A 17,481-nucleotide genomic window follows, 5' to 3' on the forward strand; every position below is an offset into this window, starting at 1 on the left:
CTATGGGAGCCTGCCTGAGAGAACGCTCAGGTGGGCCTGGGCGCTGACGGCTCCGCAGCGGCCGGTCGCGTCAGGTGCATCGCGGATCGGCGCGGAATCCGTTCTGCCGCTACCCCCGCCTCCCGCCCACGACCGCAACCCCGAGCGGCGCGAGCGTGAGCGCATACTCCACGTCTGTGCCGGTCAGCAGATCCCGTCCGGCGAACGGCAGCGCGACGGTCGCGGCATCCGTCTCCGAGTGGTTCACCAGGAAGAGGAACCGTTCGTCTGCGGACTCGCGCAGCGTCGCCTCGACGTGAGCCGGAGCATCCGCTATCAGCGAGCGGATGCCCACCCGTTCCGCTTCGCCCGTCAGCAGCCGTGCGAGAGCGGCAGACTCGAGCCGAGTCCCGAGGTACACCACGCGCCCCTCACCGACGACGTTCTCGATGACGGCCGGACGTCCATCCAGCAGACCGGACGTGTACACGGCGCGCACGGCAGCGGACTCCGCCTGCAGGCTGTCCTGCCACCAGTCGGCGGTGGACTCCTGCGCATCGTCGTCAGCGAACCGCACTCCGAACGTCTCGCCCTCGCGCGCCGGCCAGTACTCGTCGATGTACCCGCCGATCAGGGTGCGAAGACCGCCCGGATACGCCGGCTGCCGCACCTGGTTCGACTCGTCGACGACGCCGGAGAAGAACGAGCACACGACCACGCCGCCGCCCTGGACGAAGCGGGTCAGCTCGTCGATGAAGCGATCCGTGATGAGGTACGCGTTCGGGATGACGAGCATGCGGTAGCCGGAGAGATCCGAGTCGAACGACACGAGGTCGACGGCGTGGTGCGCCTCGAGCAGCGGCCGGTAATGATCCGTGACGAGCTGCGGATAGTCGAACTCGTTGCGCGGCAGCCCGTGCGTCTCGGTGAGCGCCCACCAGGCATCCCAATCGAACAGCACGGCGATGTCGGAGCGGGATGTCGCACCCAGCGCATCCTTGATCAGAGGCAGCTCGTTGCCGAGTGCCTCCACCTCGCCCCAGGTGCGGGATGCCGTGCCGGAGTGCGGCAGCATCGCGGAGTGGAAGCGCTCGTGGCCGCCGCGGCTGGCACGCCACTGGAAGTACAGAACGGTGTCCGAGCCGTGCGCGATCGCCTGGTACGAGCCTGCGCGCATCATCCCTGGCCGCTTGACGTTGTTCACCTTCCACTGCGACACGGCGCTCGCCGCCTGCTCCATGAGCACCCAGGGTGCGCCCTTGAGCGAGCGCATCAGGTCGAAGTTCAGCGCGGCGGCGACCCAGGAGTCCGCCTCGCCGGGGTTCGGGTAGATGTCGAGTGCGACGGCATCCTCGTGCCGCGCCCACTCCCAGTAGTCCGCGTTGCGGTAGAAGCGCATGAAGTTCGTGACGATCGGGATGTCGTCGCGATACTCCCGCACGATATCGCGCTCCGCGACGAAGCACTCCAGCAGCGCGTCGGAGACGAAGCGCTTGAAGTCGAGCTGCCTGGCCGGATTCATCCACGACCGCGGAACCGCCGGCACGTCCACCTGCGCCCAGTCCGTGTACGCCTGGCTCCAGAACCGCGTGTACCACGCGTCGTTCAAGGCATCCAGCGAGCCGTACCGACGCTGCAGCCAGGCGCGGAACGCGACCGAGCTCTCCTCGTTGTAGGCGGTCGGCCCGTATTCGTTGCTGATGTGCCACATCGCGAGCGCCGGATGCCGTGAGTAGCGTTCGGCAAGCGCGTGCGTGATGATCGCGGCCCGCTCCCGGTACACCGGCGACGACGGATCGTAGTGAAGCCGGTTGCCGAATCCGAACGTCTCGCCGTCCGCCATCACGGGAAGCGTCTCCGGCCACTGCTGAGACAGCCAGGCAGGCGGCGCCATGGTCGGCGTCGCGAGGTCGACGGCGATGCCGGCGGAGTGGAGGAGATCCATGACCTCGTCCATCCACTCGAACGTGAACACGCCCGGTCCCGGCTCGAGCGAGGCCCACGCGAAGACGCCGAGCGTCACGAGGTTCACGCCCGCGCGGCGCATGAGCTCGACATCCTCGCGCCAGACGGCGCGGTCCCATTGCTCCGGGTTGTAGTCGCCGCCGAACGCGAACCCGCCGAGGCGGGCGCGCAGGCCGTCCATGCGCTCCGTGCTCGATTCCAGCGGGATGCCGGCGGGGCGAGGGCGATCGGTGCGGGGCATGTCCTGTCTTTCCGTTGTCTGGCGGGGCGGGCTCAACCAGCAGCGGTGGGCTCGGTCGTCGGTGGTGTGGTGAACCGCGCGTCGACGAGATCGAACAGGCCGCGGGCGCCGATCACCGCGAAGAGGGCGAACACCCCGGCGAGGAGACCGAGCACGAACTCGGAGGCGAAGTAGGTGACGGCCGCGGCCACCACGAGCAGCGCGGCGTTGGTGAGAGTGCTTCGTGCGGCAGCGAAGAGCAGGTAGAGGCCCAGCCGCAGCACATCGCGGAGGCGGAAGGCGTAGCGGCTGATGAGGAGGAGCACGGCGCTGATCCAGAGGAGAGAGACGGCGGCGACGATGCCCACGATCCAGCGCAGCGCGAGCGGCGTCGCGGTGGACGTGACGTCCGTGGCCGCGATGACGAGCAGAATCCAATACGGCGTCCAGACCGCGAGCGTCTGGCGCCAGTTCAGGCGGTAGCCCCGCCAGTAGGCGGCAATCGGGCCGCGTTCGCGGTCCGTGCTGACGATCCGTGCGGCGTACAGCAACGCTGTCCACGCCGGACCGATCAGGATGCCCGCCACCGCGATGGCGACCGCGCTCGGAACGAGCACGGTCACCACCGCGAACGGCAGGCAGGCGACGAGGAAGCAGACGGTCGGACCGAGCACGCCATAGATCCCGGCGGATGCCCGGTACAGCGGACCGTTCGTGATCTCCCTCGTCGCCTGCTTCGCCATGGTCAGTCCTTCGTCGACTTCTTCTTCGTGTTCGCGTCGTGGTAGGCCTTGTTCGCGCCGTCGATGTACGACTGCAGACCCTTGCCCTTCAGCTCGTTCACGTAATCGTTCCAGTCGGACGAGATCGACTTCTTGCCCAGCATGAAGTTGAGCGTCCAGGTGTTCGTCGAGTCGATGATGGCGGTCTGCTTGAGCGCTGCCTGCTGGGCCTCGACCGTCGTGTACGGGACTGCGGGCGACGGCTTGGCGATCTTGTAGTCCGCCAGCGTCTTCTGCCAGGCGAGCTCCTCGGCGGGCATGGTGGACTGCACGATCGCGGTCGTGCCGCCGTACATGAAGTTACCGCCGCTGAAACCGTCGTCGATGCGGATGTCCTTCGGTGCGTTGGGGTCGCCGAATCCGTAGGCGGCGAGCTTCCAGCCCTCTGCGGGCTCGTACTTGCCGTCCTTGTACGTGTAGGTCTCGTTCTTGATGCCCCACTTGACCATCACCTGGGCGGCATCCGAGTACCACTGCCAGTCGACGAACTGCAGGAACGCCTCGAAGTCGTTGCGCTTTGCTGCCGCGCTCGAGATCATGATGCCGTTCTCGAGGCGGCTGCCGGCGAGCATCTTGCCCTTCGGACCGGCGGGGATCGGCGCCTTGGAGATCTTGTAGTTGCCGGCGCCGAGGTTCTTGTCCATGGCGGTGCGGTCCAGCTGAACGTACTGGGCGTTGGTCGTGATCATCCAGGTCTTGCCGGTGGTGAACTTGGCGGTGCCCTGGTCGTCGGTCTGGGTGAACGTCTCCGGATCCATCAGGCCGTCCTTGACGAGCCCGGCGAAGTAGGCGACCAGCGCCTTGTAGTTGTCGTCGATCGGCGTGTAGGAGTACGTGCCTTTGTTCCAGTCGAAGATGAGACCGTTGTTCAGGCCCCAGTTGGAGCTGGTCACCGCGTCGTAGCCGGCCATCGTGCCATAGGTCGCTGCAGCGAAGTTCATCGCGCTGGCACCACCCCAGCGGTCGCTGTAGGGGTAGCCATCCGGATGCGCCTTCTTCAGCTCCTTGAGCACCGACTTGACCTCGGACCACGTGCTCGGCTTCTTCAGGCCGAGCTTCTCGAGCTCGTCGTCGCGGAACTGCAGCGTGTAGTCCGGGCTGAGGGACTGGTGCAGACCGGGCAGCACGTAGTACTTGCCATCGGACTGCTTGATGGTCGACAGGTCGGCGTCGAGGTTCCAGTCCTTCACCTTCTTGGTGAAGTTGGGCATGTACTTCACGTAGTCGCTGACGGCGAGGATCGCGCCACCGCCCACGAACGGCGCCTCCTGGCCCGGGTAGGTCTTCGCGATGATGTCGGGTGCCTTGCCGGAGTTGATCAGCACTGATCGCTTGTCGGTGAAGTTCGCGAACGGCACGACGGTCGGCTTGAGGGTGACGTTGGTGAGGTGCTTGATCTCCTTGAAGATCTCCCACGACGACTTGTACGGGTAGGCCGGGTTGTCCTGGAACAGCATGGTGATGTCGAGCGGCTTCGTCGCCTTGAATTGCTTGCCGGCGGTGTAGTTCTTCATCATGCCGGTCACCTTGCCGGTGACGATCGGTGTGGCGTTGGTCGCCGTCGTGCTGCAGCCGGCGAGCAGGCCGACGGCGATGCTCGCCAGGCCCATTCCGAGCACTTCGCGGCGGGTGACTTTCAGTGTCATTTGTTCTCAGCCTCCATGTGATGAGGGTTCTTGGTGGTTGGGGTGGTGCTGGTGGGGGTGGTTGGCAGCGGGTGCCGGTCGATGGGAGTGCGGATGACGGATGCCCGGCGTACTCAGCCCTTGACGGAGCCGAGCATGACGCCGGACACGAAGTACTTCTGGATGAACGGGTAGATGAAGAGGATCGGCAGCACGGTGAGCACCATGGTCACGGCCTTGATGTTCGCCGTGATCTGGGTGAGGTTCGCGTCCGCGGAGGCACCGGCATCCTGGGCCCCCGTCGCACCGGCGATGAGGTTCCGCAGGTAGACGGTGACCGGATACAGGTTCGAGTTGTCCATGTACAGGAAGGCCGGGAACCACGAGTTCCAGCTCGCCACCGCGTAGAAGAGCACCATCGTCGCGAGCACAGGCTTGGACAGAGGGAGCACGATCCGCAGCAGCGTTCCGTACGTGCTGAGGCCGTCGATGGCCGCGGCCTCTTCGAGCTCCTTCGGCAGGTTCTCGAAGAAGGACTTCATCACCAGCACGTTGAAGACGCTGATCGCGTTCGGAAGTGCGATGGCCCAGATGGTGTTGGTGAGGCCGAGCCCGTTGACGAGCACGTACGTCGGGATGAGGCCGCCGCTGTAGAGCATCGTCACCAGCGCCATGCCGATGAAGAATCCGCGGCCCTTCAGGTCTTTGCGCGAGATGGCGTAGGCGAACATCGTCGACAGCACCATCGAGACGGCGGTCGAGACCACCGTGTAGACGACGGTGTTGCGGTAGTTGATCCAGAACAGCGGATCGGATGCCACCAGCTTGTACGTGTCGAAGTTGAACCCGAGCGGCCAGACGGTCACCTGCCCGAAGTCGATGTACTTCTCGCTCGAGAGCGACTGGGCAACCACGTTCAGGAACGGATACAGCGTCACTGCCACGGCGAGCAGCAGGATGACGACGTTGAACCAGCCGAAGACCTTCTCGCCGCGGCTGCGGGCGAGGGCGCCGTGATGTTTCGCGGCCTTCGGGGCCTTCTTCTGGGCGGCGACGAGATTCGTGGCCGACTGGGTGTTGATCACCACAGGCTTGCTCCCACCAGACGCTTGGAGACGAAGTTGGCCGACAGCACGAGCGCGAGTCCGATGACGGCCTCGAACATGCCGATCGCCGCCGCGTAGCTGAAGCTGCCGGACTGGATGCCGACGCGGTAGAGGTACGTCGAGATGACATCCGCCGTGGCGTACGTCGCCGGGTTGTAGATGAGCAGGATCTTCTCGAACCCGACGCCCATGAACGTGCCGATGTTGAGGATGAGGAGAGTCACGATCGTGGGGGCGATACCCGGCAGCGTCACGTGCCAGGTCTGCTGCCAGCGGTTCGCGCCGTCGAGTCGTGCCGCCTCGTAGAGGTTCTCGTCGATCTGCGTCAGCGCCGCGAGGTAGAGGATCGTGCCCCACCCCATGGTCTGCCAGATCTCGCTGCCCACGTAGATGGCGGGGAACCAGGCTGGATCCTGGATGAACGAGACGGCCTGCAGACCCATCGCCTTGAGCACGAAGTTGATGGAGCCAGTCAGCGACGTGATCTGCAGGATCATGCCCGCCACGATCACCACGGAGAGGAAGTGCGGCAGGTACGTGGTGGTCTGCACGAAACGCTTGAAGCCGCGGTTGCGCACCTCGTTCAGCAGCAGCGCCAGGATGATCGGCACAGGGAAGCCGAACACCAGCGCGAGTCCGCCGAGGATGGCTGTGTTCCAGAAGACCTGCCAGAACGAGGGGTCGGCCAGGAACAGCTCGAAGTTCTGGAATCCGATCCAGCTGTCGCCGAAGATGTTGCCGCCCGGCACGTACTGACGGAAGGCGATGACATTGCCCGCCATCGGGATGTACCGGAACAGCACGAAGTAGGCAACGGGCAGTACGAGCAGCGAGTACAGCTGCCAGTTGCGCCACCAGGGCCGCCGTCGGCGCGCGGGCCGTGCCCGGTCTTCGCGGCCGGGCGTCGTGCGCTCCGGCCTGACCAGGGTCGAGGTCATCGGCGAGGTCCTTTCTCGGAACTCGCGCGGGGGGTTGACGCTCGGTCGACCACCGCGCTGTGGTTTCGGGTTCGATCGATTACGAAACTCGTTTCGATCAACTATCGAAAAGTGAACGTAATCCACTCTCGTGATCGTGTCAACCGGGAAGCGCTTACCGTCTCCTCAGGCGGAGCCGGAGGCCCCGCGCAGGGGCGTCGTCCCCCTGAACTGGGGCGAGGTGGACGGGCCGAGGTGGACGGGTCCCGTCTCCCGCCACCGTGATCGCGCCAGGTATTGGGGGTTACGCCAGGTATTGGGGATTGCGCCGGGAATGCTGGCGCAGACGCAGGGGTACGCGGGGTGTGCGAACGCCGAGTGCTGGCCCGAATGCCAAATGCCGGCGCGAACGAGGAGGTGCGGCGCGGGCGGCCGCACTGTGCCACGACGCAGCGTCACGTGCCGGCGTACCGGGACGTACCCCTCCGCTAGTCCTTCTCGAGCGCGATGGCGCTGCGGCGCTCGACCAGATACGTCGTGAGCTCGATGCGTTTGGCGCCGCGACGCTTCGGATCCGCTCCCAGCTCGCTGACCAGCCGAACGGCCTCAGCGGCCATCTCGTTGAGCGGCTGGTGGATCGTGGTGAGCGTCGGCGAGAGGTGCTTGCTCAGCACCGTGTCGTCGAATCCGATCACGCTCAGCTCGCTCGGGATGCGGATATCCCGCTCCCGCGCCGCCTCGTACAGGCCTGAGGCCTGCTGGTCGGAGCTGGCGAAGATCGCGGTGGGCCGCACCTGGAGGTCGAGCAGCTTGCCGCCGGCCGCGTATCCGCCCGTCTGTCGGAACTCGCCCTCCGTGACGAGTTCCGGGCGATACGGGATGCCCGCCCTGCGCAGTGCGGCCGCGTAGCCCTCCTGGCGTTCGATGGCGTTCGCCAGGCGACTCGGGCCCGCTATGAGGCCGATGTCGCGGTGGCCGAGTTCGATGAGGCGGTTCGTGGCGTCGAATCCGCCCGACCAGTTCGTCGCGCCCACCATGGGGTAGTCGCCGGCATCGCGTCCGGCGGTGTCCACCAGCACGATGGGGATCTGCAGGGAGCGCAGCGCCTTCACGAGTTCGGGCCCGGCGCTCGGCAGCGCGATCACGGCACCGGCCGAGCGACGACTGCGCAGCGCCTCGATCCAGCGGTCGAGCGAGAAGGACTCGTGCACCGAACTCGTGATGACGAGCGCGGCCTCGCGGGAGGCCGACGCACCCTCGGCGCCGCGGATGATCTCGAGGGCCCACGGCGAATCCGCGCCCTCGATGAGGAGTTCCAGCACGCCGCTGGTGTCGCGTAGCGTCCCGCGCCTGCTCAGGTATCCGGTGGTCTCGATCGCCTCGTAGACCTTGGCGCGGGTTGCGGCCGCGACGTCGGACTTGCCGTTGAGCACTTTCGAAACCGTCGGCACCGAAACGCCCGCTTCTGCGGCGACGTCGGCCAACGTGCCCCTCGACTCTGTCACTGACGACGCTCCTTCTGACGCCATGCGCCACCCCTCGCACAGCGTAACTGCCGGGGGTGTCGCGAAATCCTCTGAGCCATGGCGCGAAAGCGGTGTTGTTGACGACGTCCGCGACCGCACCTAGGCTGCGTTTCCGATAATCTATCGAAAAAGTTGCGGCTTCACCGTCGCTTCCTGCACCGATCAACGACGATTCCGCAAAGGACCACCGCACCATGAGCCCATCAGCCCCTCCGACTCTCCGCCTCGAGCACGATGTGGATCGCGCCGTTCGCGCGACCTCTGCGGCGGGGACCGAACTGCTCGAGTATGTCTACTCTCCGTCTGAGGCGCAGTTCGAATCGCCCCGTCCGTACGTGCATCCGGTGCGGACTCCGAGCGGCCGTCTCGCGACGGTCTTCCGGCCGTGGGACCACGTGTGGCACAAGGGGATCACGATGGCGCTGCCGAACGTGGGTCGCGACAACTTCTGGGGAGGCGCCACCTACACGCGTGCCGTCGGCGGCTACTCCGACCTCAAGAACAACGGATCGCAGGACCACGACCGGGTCACGGCCATCGCCGTCGGCTCCGGTCAGGATGCGGGACTCGCCGCCTTCTCGCACGAGCTCACCTGGCATCGTGAGCCGTCGGCGGCAGGCGGCGTCGGCGAGACGGTGTTCAACGAGCAGCGGACCCTCACGGTGTCGCTGCTGCCGGAGCTCGACGCGTGGGTGCTCGGCTGGAGCACGCAGCTCACCAACGTGTCGGGAGCGCCCATCGAGATGGGCTCGCCGACCACCGAAGGCAGGGACAACGCGGGATACGGCGGCCTGTTCTGGCGCGGACCGCGCTCGTTCACGGGCGGGGACCTCATCGGCTCCGATGGAACGACCGGCGAAGAAGTGCGCGGTACCCGGGGCCCGTGGGCCGGATTCAGCGGACGCCACGACGCCGTCGACGACTCGTCCACTGTCGTGTTCGTCGACCAGACCCCTCGGCAGGACTTCGACACGAAATGGTTCGTGCGTTCCGAGCCGTTCGCCTGCATCAACCCGGCGCCGTTCTTCGATCGGGTGCGCGTCGTCGACGCCGCCGAGACGATCGAGCTGCGTCACGCCGTCGTGATCGCCGACGGAGCGTCCGACTGCGACCGGATGGCTGCGCTGGCGGATGCCGCTGCCACGGCCACCGAGACCGCTCGCGGCTTCGCGCGGCGGGCGGCGGCGCAGGACGCCATCGCCGACGTCATCGAGCTGGCCCCGGCAGCACTGGAGGAGGTGCGCTGATGTCGAAGCCAACGACCCGTCGCTTCACCCCGGAGAATCCGTTCCGCATCGGCATCGTCGGCACGGGCGGGATCGCCCGCGTTCACGCCGACAACGTTCGCCGCCTCGAAGGCCGCGCCTGCATCGTCGGCGCGTGCGACATCGACGCCGAGCGCGTGCAGGACTTCCAGTCCGCGTGGGACGTGCCCGTCGGAACGACCGACCTTGAAGAGCTGCTGGACACCGTCGAGCTCGACATCGTGCACCTCTGCTCCCCTCCCGGTCTGCACAAGGAGCAGGCGATCGCGGTGCTGCGGCGTGGCATCCACGTGCTCAGCGAGAAGCCGCCGGCGCTCTCGCTCGCCGAGCTCGACGAGATCGCCGACGCAGAGCGTGCGGGCGGCGCCCAGTTCGCGACGGTGTCGCAGCACCGGTTCGGATCCCGCGCCCTCTGGCTGCGCGACCGCGTGGCCGACGGGACCCTCGGGCGTCCGATGACCGCCGTGTGCAACACGCTCTGGTACCGCCCCGACTCGTACTTCGACGTGCCGTGGCGCGGCAAGTGGGACATCGAGGGCGGCGGTCCGACCATGGGACACGGCATCCACCAGATGGACACCATGCTCTCCGTGCTCGGGCCCTGGTCACAGGTGGTCGCCGTCGCGGCGCACCAGGCGCGACCTGTGGTCACGGAAGACCTCACGCACGCGATCGTCACGCTCGCGGGCGGTGCCGTGGTGAGTGTCGTGAACAGCCTTCTCTCGCCGAAGGAGACCAGCTACCTGCGGTTCGACTTCGAGTACGCCACGGTCGAGCTGGAGCACCTCTACGGCTACTCGGATTCCTCGTGGACGATCACCGCTGCCCCCGGGTACGAGGACGAGGTGGCGGATGCCTGGGCCAAGGGTCCGTCCGGATCCGGAAGCGGGCACTTCGCCCAGTTCGCGGCGATCCTGGATGCCATCGAGCAGGGCGCGCCGCTCCCGGTCACGCTGGATCAGGCGCGTGGCACGCTCGAGCTGATCGCGGGCATCTACGCGTCCGCATTCACCGGAGCCCGCATCGATGCAGGATCGATCGACGCGTCCTCGCCGTTCTACCGGAGCATGGAAGGGTCGGGTGCGCCGTGGGGCGGCGCACCCACCCGGCGCGACGCGGAGGCCGAGCCGGCGGGAACGGCGGAGGTGGTGGCATGAGCGACACGCTCCGCATCGGCTGCGCGGTGGATGCGTTCGCCCTTGACGATCCCGCCTATCGTGACGCCGTCGCCCGGCTCTTCACCGTGGTCACGGCCGAGAACGCGATGAAGTTCCTGCTGCTCCGCCCGGACCGCGACACCTACGACTTCGCGAACGCGGATCGGATCATGGAGTTCGCCGAGGCCGAGGGCAAGGCCGTGCGCGGTCACACCCTGGCCTGGCACAGCCAGCTCTCCGAGTGGGTCGCCGAGGCGCCGGCCGAGGAGCGCGCCGGCATCCTGCGCGACCACATCGACACCGTCGTCGGGCGTTACCGCGGGCGCATCGAGCAGTGGGACGTGGTCAACGAGGCGTTCGACGACGACGCGCAGCCGCGCGAGTCACCGTGGTTCGAGGCGATGGGCATCGGCTACATCGCTGACGCGTTCCGCTGGGCGCATGAGGCCGACCCTTCGGCGCGGCTGTTCCTCAACGACTACAACGTCGAGGACCTCTGCCCGAAGAGCGACGCGTACTTTCAGCTGGCGAAGCAGCTGCTGGCCGACGCTGTGCCGCTGCACGGGTTCGGCATCCAGGGCCACCGCATCGTCGGTGATCCGCCGACATCGATGCGCGAGAACCTGCAGCGCTTCGCCGACCTCGGGCTCGAGGTGGCGCTCACCGAGGTGGACGTGCGGATGCCCGTTGCCGAGGCGGAGCATCCGTCCGACGAACAGCTGACGGCGCAGGCCGCCGACTACCGAGTGATGGTCGAGGCCGCGCGGGCGGTCCCCGCCTGCACCTCGTTCGTGCTCTGGGGCCTGAGCGACGCGCACTCGTGGATCCCGGAGACGTTCGCCGGCTTCGGCGCCGCGCACGTCTTCGACGAGGGGCTGCGTCCGAAGCCCGCCTTCGACGCGGTCTTCTCGGACGGGATCGGTGCTGCACCGACGGCGAAGGAGCCGGTGCTGCGATGACGGATGCGCAGGGCGCGGCATCCGGAAATCCTGCGGATGCGCATGGACGGCAGGCCGCCGATGCCGTAGCCGCTCTGTCCAGGGGCCTGCCAGGAGGGATCGGGATCTCGCGCCTGCGCGTCTACGACTGGGAGGCATCCGACGGGCTGCGCGGCGGATCGCCGCACCTGCACACGGCCTCCACCGAGGGATACATCGTGCTCGCGGGCAGCGGGCTCGTCGAGACCCTCAGCTCGCAGGGTCTGCAGCGCACCCCGCTCGAGCCGGGTGCTGTCGTCTGGTTCACGCCGGGCACCGTGCATCGGCTCGTCAATGCGGACGGAGCACTCGACATCCTCACGTTGATGTCGAACGCCGGCCTACCCGAGGCCGGGGATGCCGTGCTCGCGTTCCCGCTCGAGGTGCTGCGCGACCCGGCGCGGTACCGAGAGCACGCGACGCTGCCCGCGCTCGGCGACCAGGAGACGATGGCCGCTGCAGCGCGGGTGCGCCGCGACCTCGCGCTCGAGGGATTCGCGCAACTGCGCGACCGCGCTGTGGACGACCTCGACGGTGTGCTCCGTGACCTCTACTCCGCGGCCGCCGCCCTCGTTTCGCCCCGGGTCTCGTCCTGGGAGGAGATCGTCGCTGCGGGACCAGGCGCCGGACTGGATGCCACGGCACGCCAGCTCGCCTCCCTCGCCGCCGGCGACCCCGGGCAGCTGGGGCTCAGCGGCATCCGCTCGGTGCATCCCGACGGAGTGGAGCGCTGGGGGATGTGCGGGCGTCTCACCGTGTGGGGTGTAGGGGCGCACTGAGGTGTCCCGTCGCGACCTGAACTCGGGTCGATGCAACACGCGGCGTGTCAAGTGTCCTTGACATTCGGATCAAGCGGCCTTATCGTCGCACCATGACAAGGAAACTTGACACCGAGGGCGAGTCGCCGACCGAACTGCGGCGCCGCCGTGTCTTCCGCGTCCGCATATGGATCGGTGTCGGATGCTACGTGCTCGCCAGCCTCGTGCTCAGCCTCTGGGGTCAGGGGACGAGCCCATGGCGCGTCCTCTGGATCGTGCTCCCGCTGATCGCCCTCGCCTGGATGGTGTTCGCGATCATGCTCCGCATGCGGCAGCTGGACGAATACCAGCTCAAGCTCTTCTTCCCCGGACTCGCCGTTGGATTCACCGTGTCGATCGTCACAGCCCTCACCTTGGCGACACTGGGATCGGCCGGCATCGCGGTGCCGAGCGGGGGATGGATCGTGGCCATCCTCGGCGTCCTCTCGTGGGAGCTCACCAACGTCGTCGTCGGGGCGCCGAAGGCCTGATGGAGAACAGCATCCGCTCCGAGCGCGAGGGGCGCGGCTGGACGCAGGCCGCCCTCGCCGAGCGACTCCAGGTGTCGCGGCAGACCGTCGTCGCGATCGAGACCGGCAAGTACGACCCGTCGCTCCCGTTGGCCTTCGGCCTGTCGCGGCTGTTCGGCAAGCCGATCGAGGAGCTCTTCACTCCGAAGGCGCCCTAGCGGCTGCCAGCATCCAGCGCGCCCGCCTTCATCGGCTCAGGTCGCACTTTCGGCCATTTTGCGGGCTGGTAAGGGCCGAATGTACGACCCGAACCTGGTTGGCGGACCCGCCTGGCGGACCCGTCTGGTTGGCGGACTCGCCTGGCAGCGGACCGGCCCGTGGCGGGAAACGGCATGTGCATAGGATTGCTGCCAAGGGGGTCATCATGCTCGATCCGCATCGCGTCGCCATCCTCGTGCTCCCGGGAGCCGTGCCGATGGACGTCGCCATCCCGATCCAGGTGTTCAAGCCGCGGGACGGCGTGCCGTACGACAGGGTCGTCTGCGGGCCGGAGGCGGGAGACGTGGAGACGGATGCCGGCATCCGCATCGGCGTCGACCACGGTCTGGAGGCGCTCACCACGGCGGGCACCGTGGTGGTGCCCGGATTCAACGACCAGCTGAGGGAGTGGGATCCGCGCATCCTGACGGCGCTTCGGGATGCCCACTCCCGCGGCTCCCGCATCGTCTCCATCTGCACGGGGGCCTTCGCGCTCGCCGCCGCCGGCCTCCTCGACGGACGCGCCGCCACGACGCACTGGCACCGGGCCGCCATGTTCGAGCACGCCTATCCGCTGGTGCGACTGAACCGCAACGTGCTCTTCGTGGATGACGGCGACATCCTGACCTCGGCGGGGGTGGCATCCGGGATCGACCTGTGCCTGCACATCGTGCGCCGTGACTTCGGGGTGCACGCGTCGAACCGGGTCGCGCGGGCGATCGTCGCTGCCCCGTATCGCAGCGGTGGGCAGGCGCAGTTCGTGCCGCGAACGCTGCCCGAGCCGCGCGGCGAGGTGTTCGCCCGCACGAGGGAGTGGGCGCTGCAGCGCCTCACCGAGCCGATCACCGTGACGGATCTCGCACGTCACGCGAACGTGTCATCCCGCACGTTCTCCAGGCGGTTCATCGACGACACCGGATACACGCCGTTGCAGTGGCTGCTTCGCGCGCGGGTGGATCTGGCCAGGGAACTGCTCGAGGCGACGGATCTCGGTGTCGACCAGATCGCCGCGCAGACCGGTCTCGGCACCGCGACGAACCTGCGCGATCACTTCAAGCGGATCCTCGGCACCTCGCCGAGCGCCTACCGCAAGACGTTCGCAGACCGCGCGCCGTCGCCGGCGCCGGCGCCCGAGGAGCTCTCCCTCGCGGGCTGAGCCCGTCCTACCGCTGGTTGAGCTTGTCGAAACCCGTAGCTGCTCCTGTTGGCTGATTTCGACAGGCTCAACCAGCGGTAAGGTCCGTGGCCGAAAAGCTTCGGTCTGCGTCTTTCCTGCCGATCGTCGGTGCCCGTCGTTCCACGGAGGCTGGATGGCGTCCCGCACGAATCCCTCCGCTCGCACGAAGCGGCAGCAGGAACGCGGGGAGCAGGAGAGGAACATCACCATGTCCACAGCACGCGTCGCCATCAACGGATTCGGACGTATCGGCCGCAACGTTTTCCGGGCCTCCTTCGAGCGGCATCCGGAGTTCGAGATCGTCGCCGTCAACGACCTGACCGACCCTGCGTCTCTCGCGCAGCTGCTCAGGTTCGACAGCACACTGGGACGCTTTCCCGGCCGTGTCGAGGTGGGCGAGGGCAGCATCATCGTTGACGGCAAGCCGATCGCCGTCTCCGCGGAACGCGATCCGTCAAAGCTCCCGTGGCGTGAGCTCGGGGTGTCGGTCGTGCTCGAGGCGACGGGAAGACTCACGTCCGGCGGAGCATCCGCTGCGCACCTGGATGCCGGTGCCCGCCGTGTGCTGATCAGCGCCCCTTCGCCCGACGCCGATGTGACCATCGCGTACGGCGTCAATGAGCAGGCGTACGACCCCGCCGCGCACAGCATTGTGTCGAACGCCTCGTGCACGACGAACGCGCTCGCGCCGCTCGCTGCCGTGCTGGACGACCTCGCCGGGATCGAAGGCGGCTTCATGACGACGATCCATGCGTACACGCAGGAACAGAACCTGCAGGACGGCCCGCATCGCGACCCGCGACGCGCCCGCGCGGCAGCGCTCAACATCGCGCCGACCACGACCGGCGCCGCGAAGGCGATCGGCAAGGTGCTGCCACGCCTGGACGGACGCCTCGACGGATACTCGGTGCGTGTCCCCGTCCCGGTGGGATCCCTTGTCGAGCTGAACGTGACGGTGGAGCGCGATGTGACGGTCGATTCGGTGAACGAGGCGTACCGGGCGGCAGCAGAGGGCCGGTACGCGGGCATCCTCGAGCACTCCACCGATCCGCTCGTCTCCACGGACATCACCGGCAACCCGGCCTCGTCCATCTTCGACGTGGGGCTGACCATGGTGCGCGACCGTCACGTGAAGGTGGCGTCCTGGTACGACAACGAGTGGGGCTTCTCCAACCGCGTCATCGACACCCTAGGTCTTCTCGCCGCCTGAGGGCAAAAACCATCTCCATGAATGTATCCGGCCGTGAAGATGGTTGCCAGAAACCCTTGACACCCATCCGAGGGCAGGGCCAAGGTCGAAAGCGTGCCCGCAGCGTTGCGGCGCAGTGAGGAGTGAGCATGATTCCCGCATCATCCGAATCCGATGGACCGGACGCAGCCGCAGCCGCGCCCGGACTCCACGGCGGCACGTTCGTCCGCTCGGCTCGCGGTCGCGGAATGTCCAGACGTACCGTGCTTGCCGCGGGCGTGGGCGCAGTGGCCGGCGTCGCGCTCGCCGGAGCAGGCATCGCAGCGGGCGCTGCGCCGTCCATGGCGGCACCGCCGTGGTGGGCCAAGCTGACACCACGCCAGCAGGCCGGTCAGCGTGTGATCTTCTCGTATCCGGGCGCCACCCCGCCGCAGTCGCTGCTCGACGGCATCACCGCCGGTGAAGTGGGCGGAGTCATCTTCTTCGGGGAGAACATCCTCAGTCTCACGCAGATCGCGGATGTCGTCGCCCAGCTTCGTGCAGCTCAGGCCGCCTCGCCGATCAAGGAGCCCCTCCTCCTGATGACCGACCAGGAGGGTGGAGTCGTGCGCCGGCTTCGTGGGCAGGAGCCCGTTCTCTCCGAGAAGCAGATCGGCCTGCAGGCCGACCCGGATGCCGCGGCGACGGCGGCCGGCGCGGGTGCGGCCGCGGCACTCCGTGCCGTTGGCATGAACCTCAACCTGGCACCGGTGCTCGACGTGTTCCGTGTGCCAGGGAACTTCGATGACCAGTTCGGGCGGTCGTACAGCTCGGATCCGGTGCTCGCCGGGCGCCTGGGAGCCGAGATGGTGACAGCGCAGCAGGGCGCAGGCGTCGCCGCGACGGCCAAGCACTTCCCGGGACTCGGCGCGGCGACGGTTGATGAGAACACCGACCTCGGACCGGTCACGCTGACTCAGCCGTTGGCCGAGATCCGCGGCGTCGACGAGTCTGCGTTCACGCCGGCGATCGCCGCGGGAGTGCAACTCGTGATGACGTCGTGGGCGACCTATCCGGCGCTGGATGCCGTGTATCCGGCCGGCCTGTCGACCACGATCGTGCAGGGTGAACTGCGCGGCCGTCTCGGCTTCGACGGAGTCACCATCACGGATGCTCTCGAGGCCGGTGCGATCGATGCGTTCGGCGACACGGGCCAGCGATCGCTGCAAGCGGCGCAGGCCGGAATGGATCTGCTGCTCTGCTCCGCACGCGACATGCAGCAGGGCACGGATGCGCTCGACGCGATCACGTCGGCAGTGCAGCACAAGACCCTGAACCCTGGACACTTCAAGCAGTCCCTCGCCAGGGTCCAGTCGCTGCGTGCGGGACTCTTCTGATCCGCTCATCGTGATCGAGGCACGCTGACCCCCGAGACACGCGGCACCCGCTCGTGGTGCGGCCTGACTCGGGGGTCAGCTCCCCGCCGACGGGTCCAGTTGTCTGCGCGGGTGACCGGCCCCGCCGCGGGAAGCGTCCCGCGGAACCATCACCCCGCGATTCCGGCACCGGATGCCGCCGGCAACGTGGTCGCTCGACGTGCGGCGTCAGCATCTCTAAGGTGATCCCATGCCTTGGCTGTCCATCGTCTTTCTGATCCTTTTGCTGGTCGCGCTCATCGACGCGATCCGGCTCGATGACAGTCGCATCAAGTTCCTGCCCAAGGTGGCGTGGGTGCTGCTGATCATCTTCTTGCCGCTCATCGGCTCGGTGCTCTGGTTCGCGCTGGGCCGCTCATACGAGACGACGTCGCGTCCCATCCGGATGCCCCGCCGCACCAGCGCGGGGACCGCAGCCGGTCGCATGCCGATGGGAACGGCGAACGTGACGGTGCATCCCGTGCCGTCCCGCGACGGCCGGTCGACGGAGGAGCAGCTCGCGGATCTCGAGCGCGAGATCGAGGAGGACAAGCGCCGCCGGGCGGCGCTGGAGCAGCGCAAGCCGGGCGACGCCTCGAACTGATCGCGCCGACGGGTTCAGTCTGTCGCGCTCCCGCGGCGCGAGTCTGCCGAGGGTCCCGTGCTCCGACAGGGGC

16 protein-coding genes are annotated in these 17,481 nt (G+C 67.6%); 10 read left to right on the forward strand and 6 right to left on the reverse strand.

Annotated elements, in window-relative coordinates:
* Nucleotides 1-109 precede the first annotated feature (109 nt).
* The 6 genes from ACX9R5_RS04105 to ACX9R5_RS04130 all read right to left on the reverse strand — a co-directional run bounded on the left by ACX9R5_RS04105 (nt 110) and on the right by ACX9R5_RS04130 (nt 8,099).
* Complete coding sequence (locus tag ACX9R5_RS04105; RefSeq protein WP_459407721.1) at nt 110-2,185, reverse strand: beta-galactosidase; 2,076 nt, start codon at nt 2,183-2,185, stop codon at nt 110-112.
* 32 nt (nt 2,186-2,217) lie between these two features.
* Nucleotides 2,218-2,907: a DUF624 domain-containing protein gene (locus tag ACX9R5_RS04110; protein WP_459407722.1), complete on the reverse strand. Its 690-nt coding sequence runs from the start codon at nt 2,905-2,907 to the stop codon at nt 2,218-2,220.
* 2 nt (nt 2,908-2,909) lie between these two features.
* Complete coding sequence (locus tag ACX9R5_RS04115; protein ID WP_459407723.1) at nt 2,910-4,592, reverse strand: type 2 periplasmic-binding domain-containing protein; 1,683 nt, start codon at nt 4,590-4,592, stop codon at nt 2,910-2,912.
* 113 nt (nt 4,593-4,705) lie between these two features.
* Entirely contained in the window at nt 4,706-5,656 is a 951-nt protein-coding gene (locus tag ACX9R5_RS04120) for a carbohydrate ABC transporter permease (protein ID WP_459409036.1), read from the reverse strand.
* A complete protein-coding gene (locus ACX9R5_RS04125) occupies nt 5,653-6,615 on the reverse strand; it encodes an ABC transporter permease (protein ID WP_459407724.1) in 963 nt (320 codons plus the stop codon). Before ACX9R5_RS04125 ends, ACX9R5_RS04120 begins: the two co-directional genes overlap by 4 nt.
* Nucleotides 6,616-7,082: 467 nt before the next feature.
* On the reverse strand, nt 7,083-8,099 hold the full coding sequence (locus ACX9R5_RS04130) for a LacI family DNA-binding transcriptional regulator (protein ID WP_459407725.1): 1,017 nt from the start codon (nt 8,097-8,099) through the stop codon (nt 7,083-7,085).
* Nucleotides 8,100-8,314: 215 nt separating this feature from the next.
* Between ACX9R5_RS04130 and ACX9R5_RS04135 the strand changes: the two genes are divergently transcribed.
* The 10 genes from ACX9R5_RS04135 to ACX9R5_RS04180 all read left to right on the forward strand — a co-directional run bounded on the left by ACX9R5_RS04135 (nt 8,315) and on the right by ACX9R5_RS04180 (nt 17,408).
* Nucleotides 8,315-9,367: a DUF6807 domain-containing protein gene (locus ACX9R5_RS04135; protein ID WP_459407726.1), complete on the forward strand. Its 1,053-nt coding sequence runs from the start codon at nt 8,315-8,317 to the stop codon at nt 9,365-9,367.
* The gene (locus ACX9R5_RS04140; RefSeq protein WP_459407727.1) at nt 9,367-10,542 is read left to right on the forward strand and encodes a Gfo/Idh/MocA family protein; all 1,176 of its coding nucleotides are present in this window, start codon (nt 9,367-9,369) and stop codon (nt 10,540-10,542) included. The genes ACX9R5_RS04135 and ACX9R5_RS04140 overlap by 1 nt, the downstream gene beginning before the upstream one ends.
* Nucleotides 10,539-11,501: an endo-1,4-beta-xylanase gene (locus ACX9R5_RS04145; RefSeq protein WP_459407728.1), complete on the forward strand. Its 963-nt coding sequence runs from the start codon at nt 10,539-10,541 to the stop codon at nt 11,499-11,501. The genes ACX9R5_RS04140 and ACX9R5_RS04145 overlap by 4 nt, the downstream gene beginning before the upstream one ends.
* The gene (locus ACX9R5_RS04150; RefSeq protein ID WP_459407729.1) at nt 11,498-12,298 is read left to right on the forward strand and encodes a cupin domain-containing protein; all 801 of its coding nucleotides are present in this window, start codon (nt 11,498-11,500) and stop codon (nt 12,296-12,298) included. Before ACX9R5_RS04145 ends, ACX9R5_RS04150 begins: the two co-directional genes overlap by 4 nt.
* Nucleotides 12,299-12,390: 92 nt before the next feature.
* A complete protein-coding gene (locus ACX9R5_RS04155; protein ID WP_459407730.1) occupies nt 12,391-12,807 on the forward strand; it encodes a hypothetical protein in 417 nt (138 codons plus the stop codon).
* The gene (locus ACX9R5_RS04160) at nt 12,807-13,004 is read left to right on the forward strand and encodes a helix-turn-helix transcriptional regulator (protein ID WP_459407731.1); all 198 of its coding nucleotides are present in this window, start codon (nt 12,807-12,809) and stop codon (nt 13,002-13,004) included. The genes ACX9R5_RS04155 and ACX9R5_RS04160 overlap by 1 nt, the downstream gene beginning before the upstream one ends.
* Before the next feature lie 206 nt (nt 13,005-13,210).
* Complete coding sequence (locus ACX9R5_RS04165; protein ID WP_459407732.1) at nt 13,211-14,200, forward strand: GlxA family transcriptional regulator; 990 nt, start codon at nt 13,211-13,213, stop codon at nt 14,198-14,200.
* Nucleotides 14,201-14,429: 229 nt separating this feature from the next.
* On the forward strand, nt 14,430-15,431 hold the full coding sequence (gap, locus tag ACX9R5_RS04170; protein ID WP_459407733.1) for a type I glyceraldehyde-3-phosphate dehydrogenase: 1,002 nt from the start codon (nt 14,430-14,432) through the stop codon (nt 15,429-15,431).
* A 128-nt stretch (nt 15,432-15,559) separates the two neighbouring features.
* Nucleotides 15,560-16,786, forward strand: a complete 1,227-nt coding sequence (locus tag ACX9R5_RS04175) for a glycoside hydrolase family 3 N-terminal domain-containing protein (RefSeq protein ID WP_459407734.1) — start codon at nt 15,560-15,562, stop codon at nt 16,784-16,786.
* A 229-nt stretch (nt 16,787-17,015) separates the two neighbouring features.
* Nucleotides 17,016-17,408 carry a PLD nuclease N-terminal domain-containing protein gene (locus tag ACX9R5_RS04180; protein WP_459407735.1) on the forward strand — a complete coding sequence of 131 codons (393 nt, stop codon included), beginning with the start codon at nt 17,016-17,018 and terminating at the stop codon, nt 17,406-17,408.
* The last annotated feature ends 73 nt before the right edge of the window (nt 17,409-17,481 follow it).

Source organism: Rathayibacter sp. CAU 1779 (genome assembly GCF_054551755.1).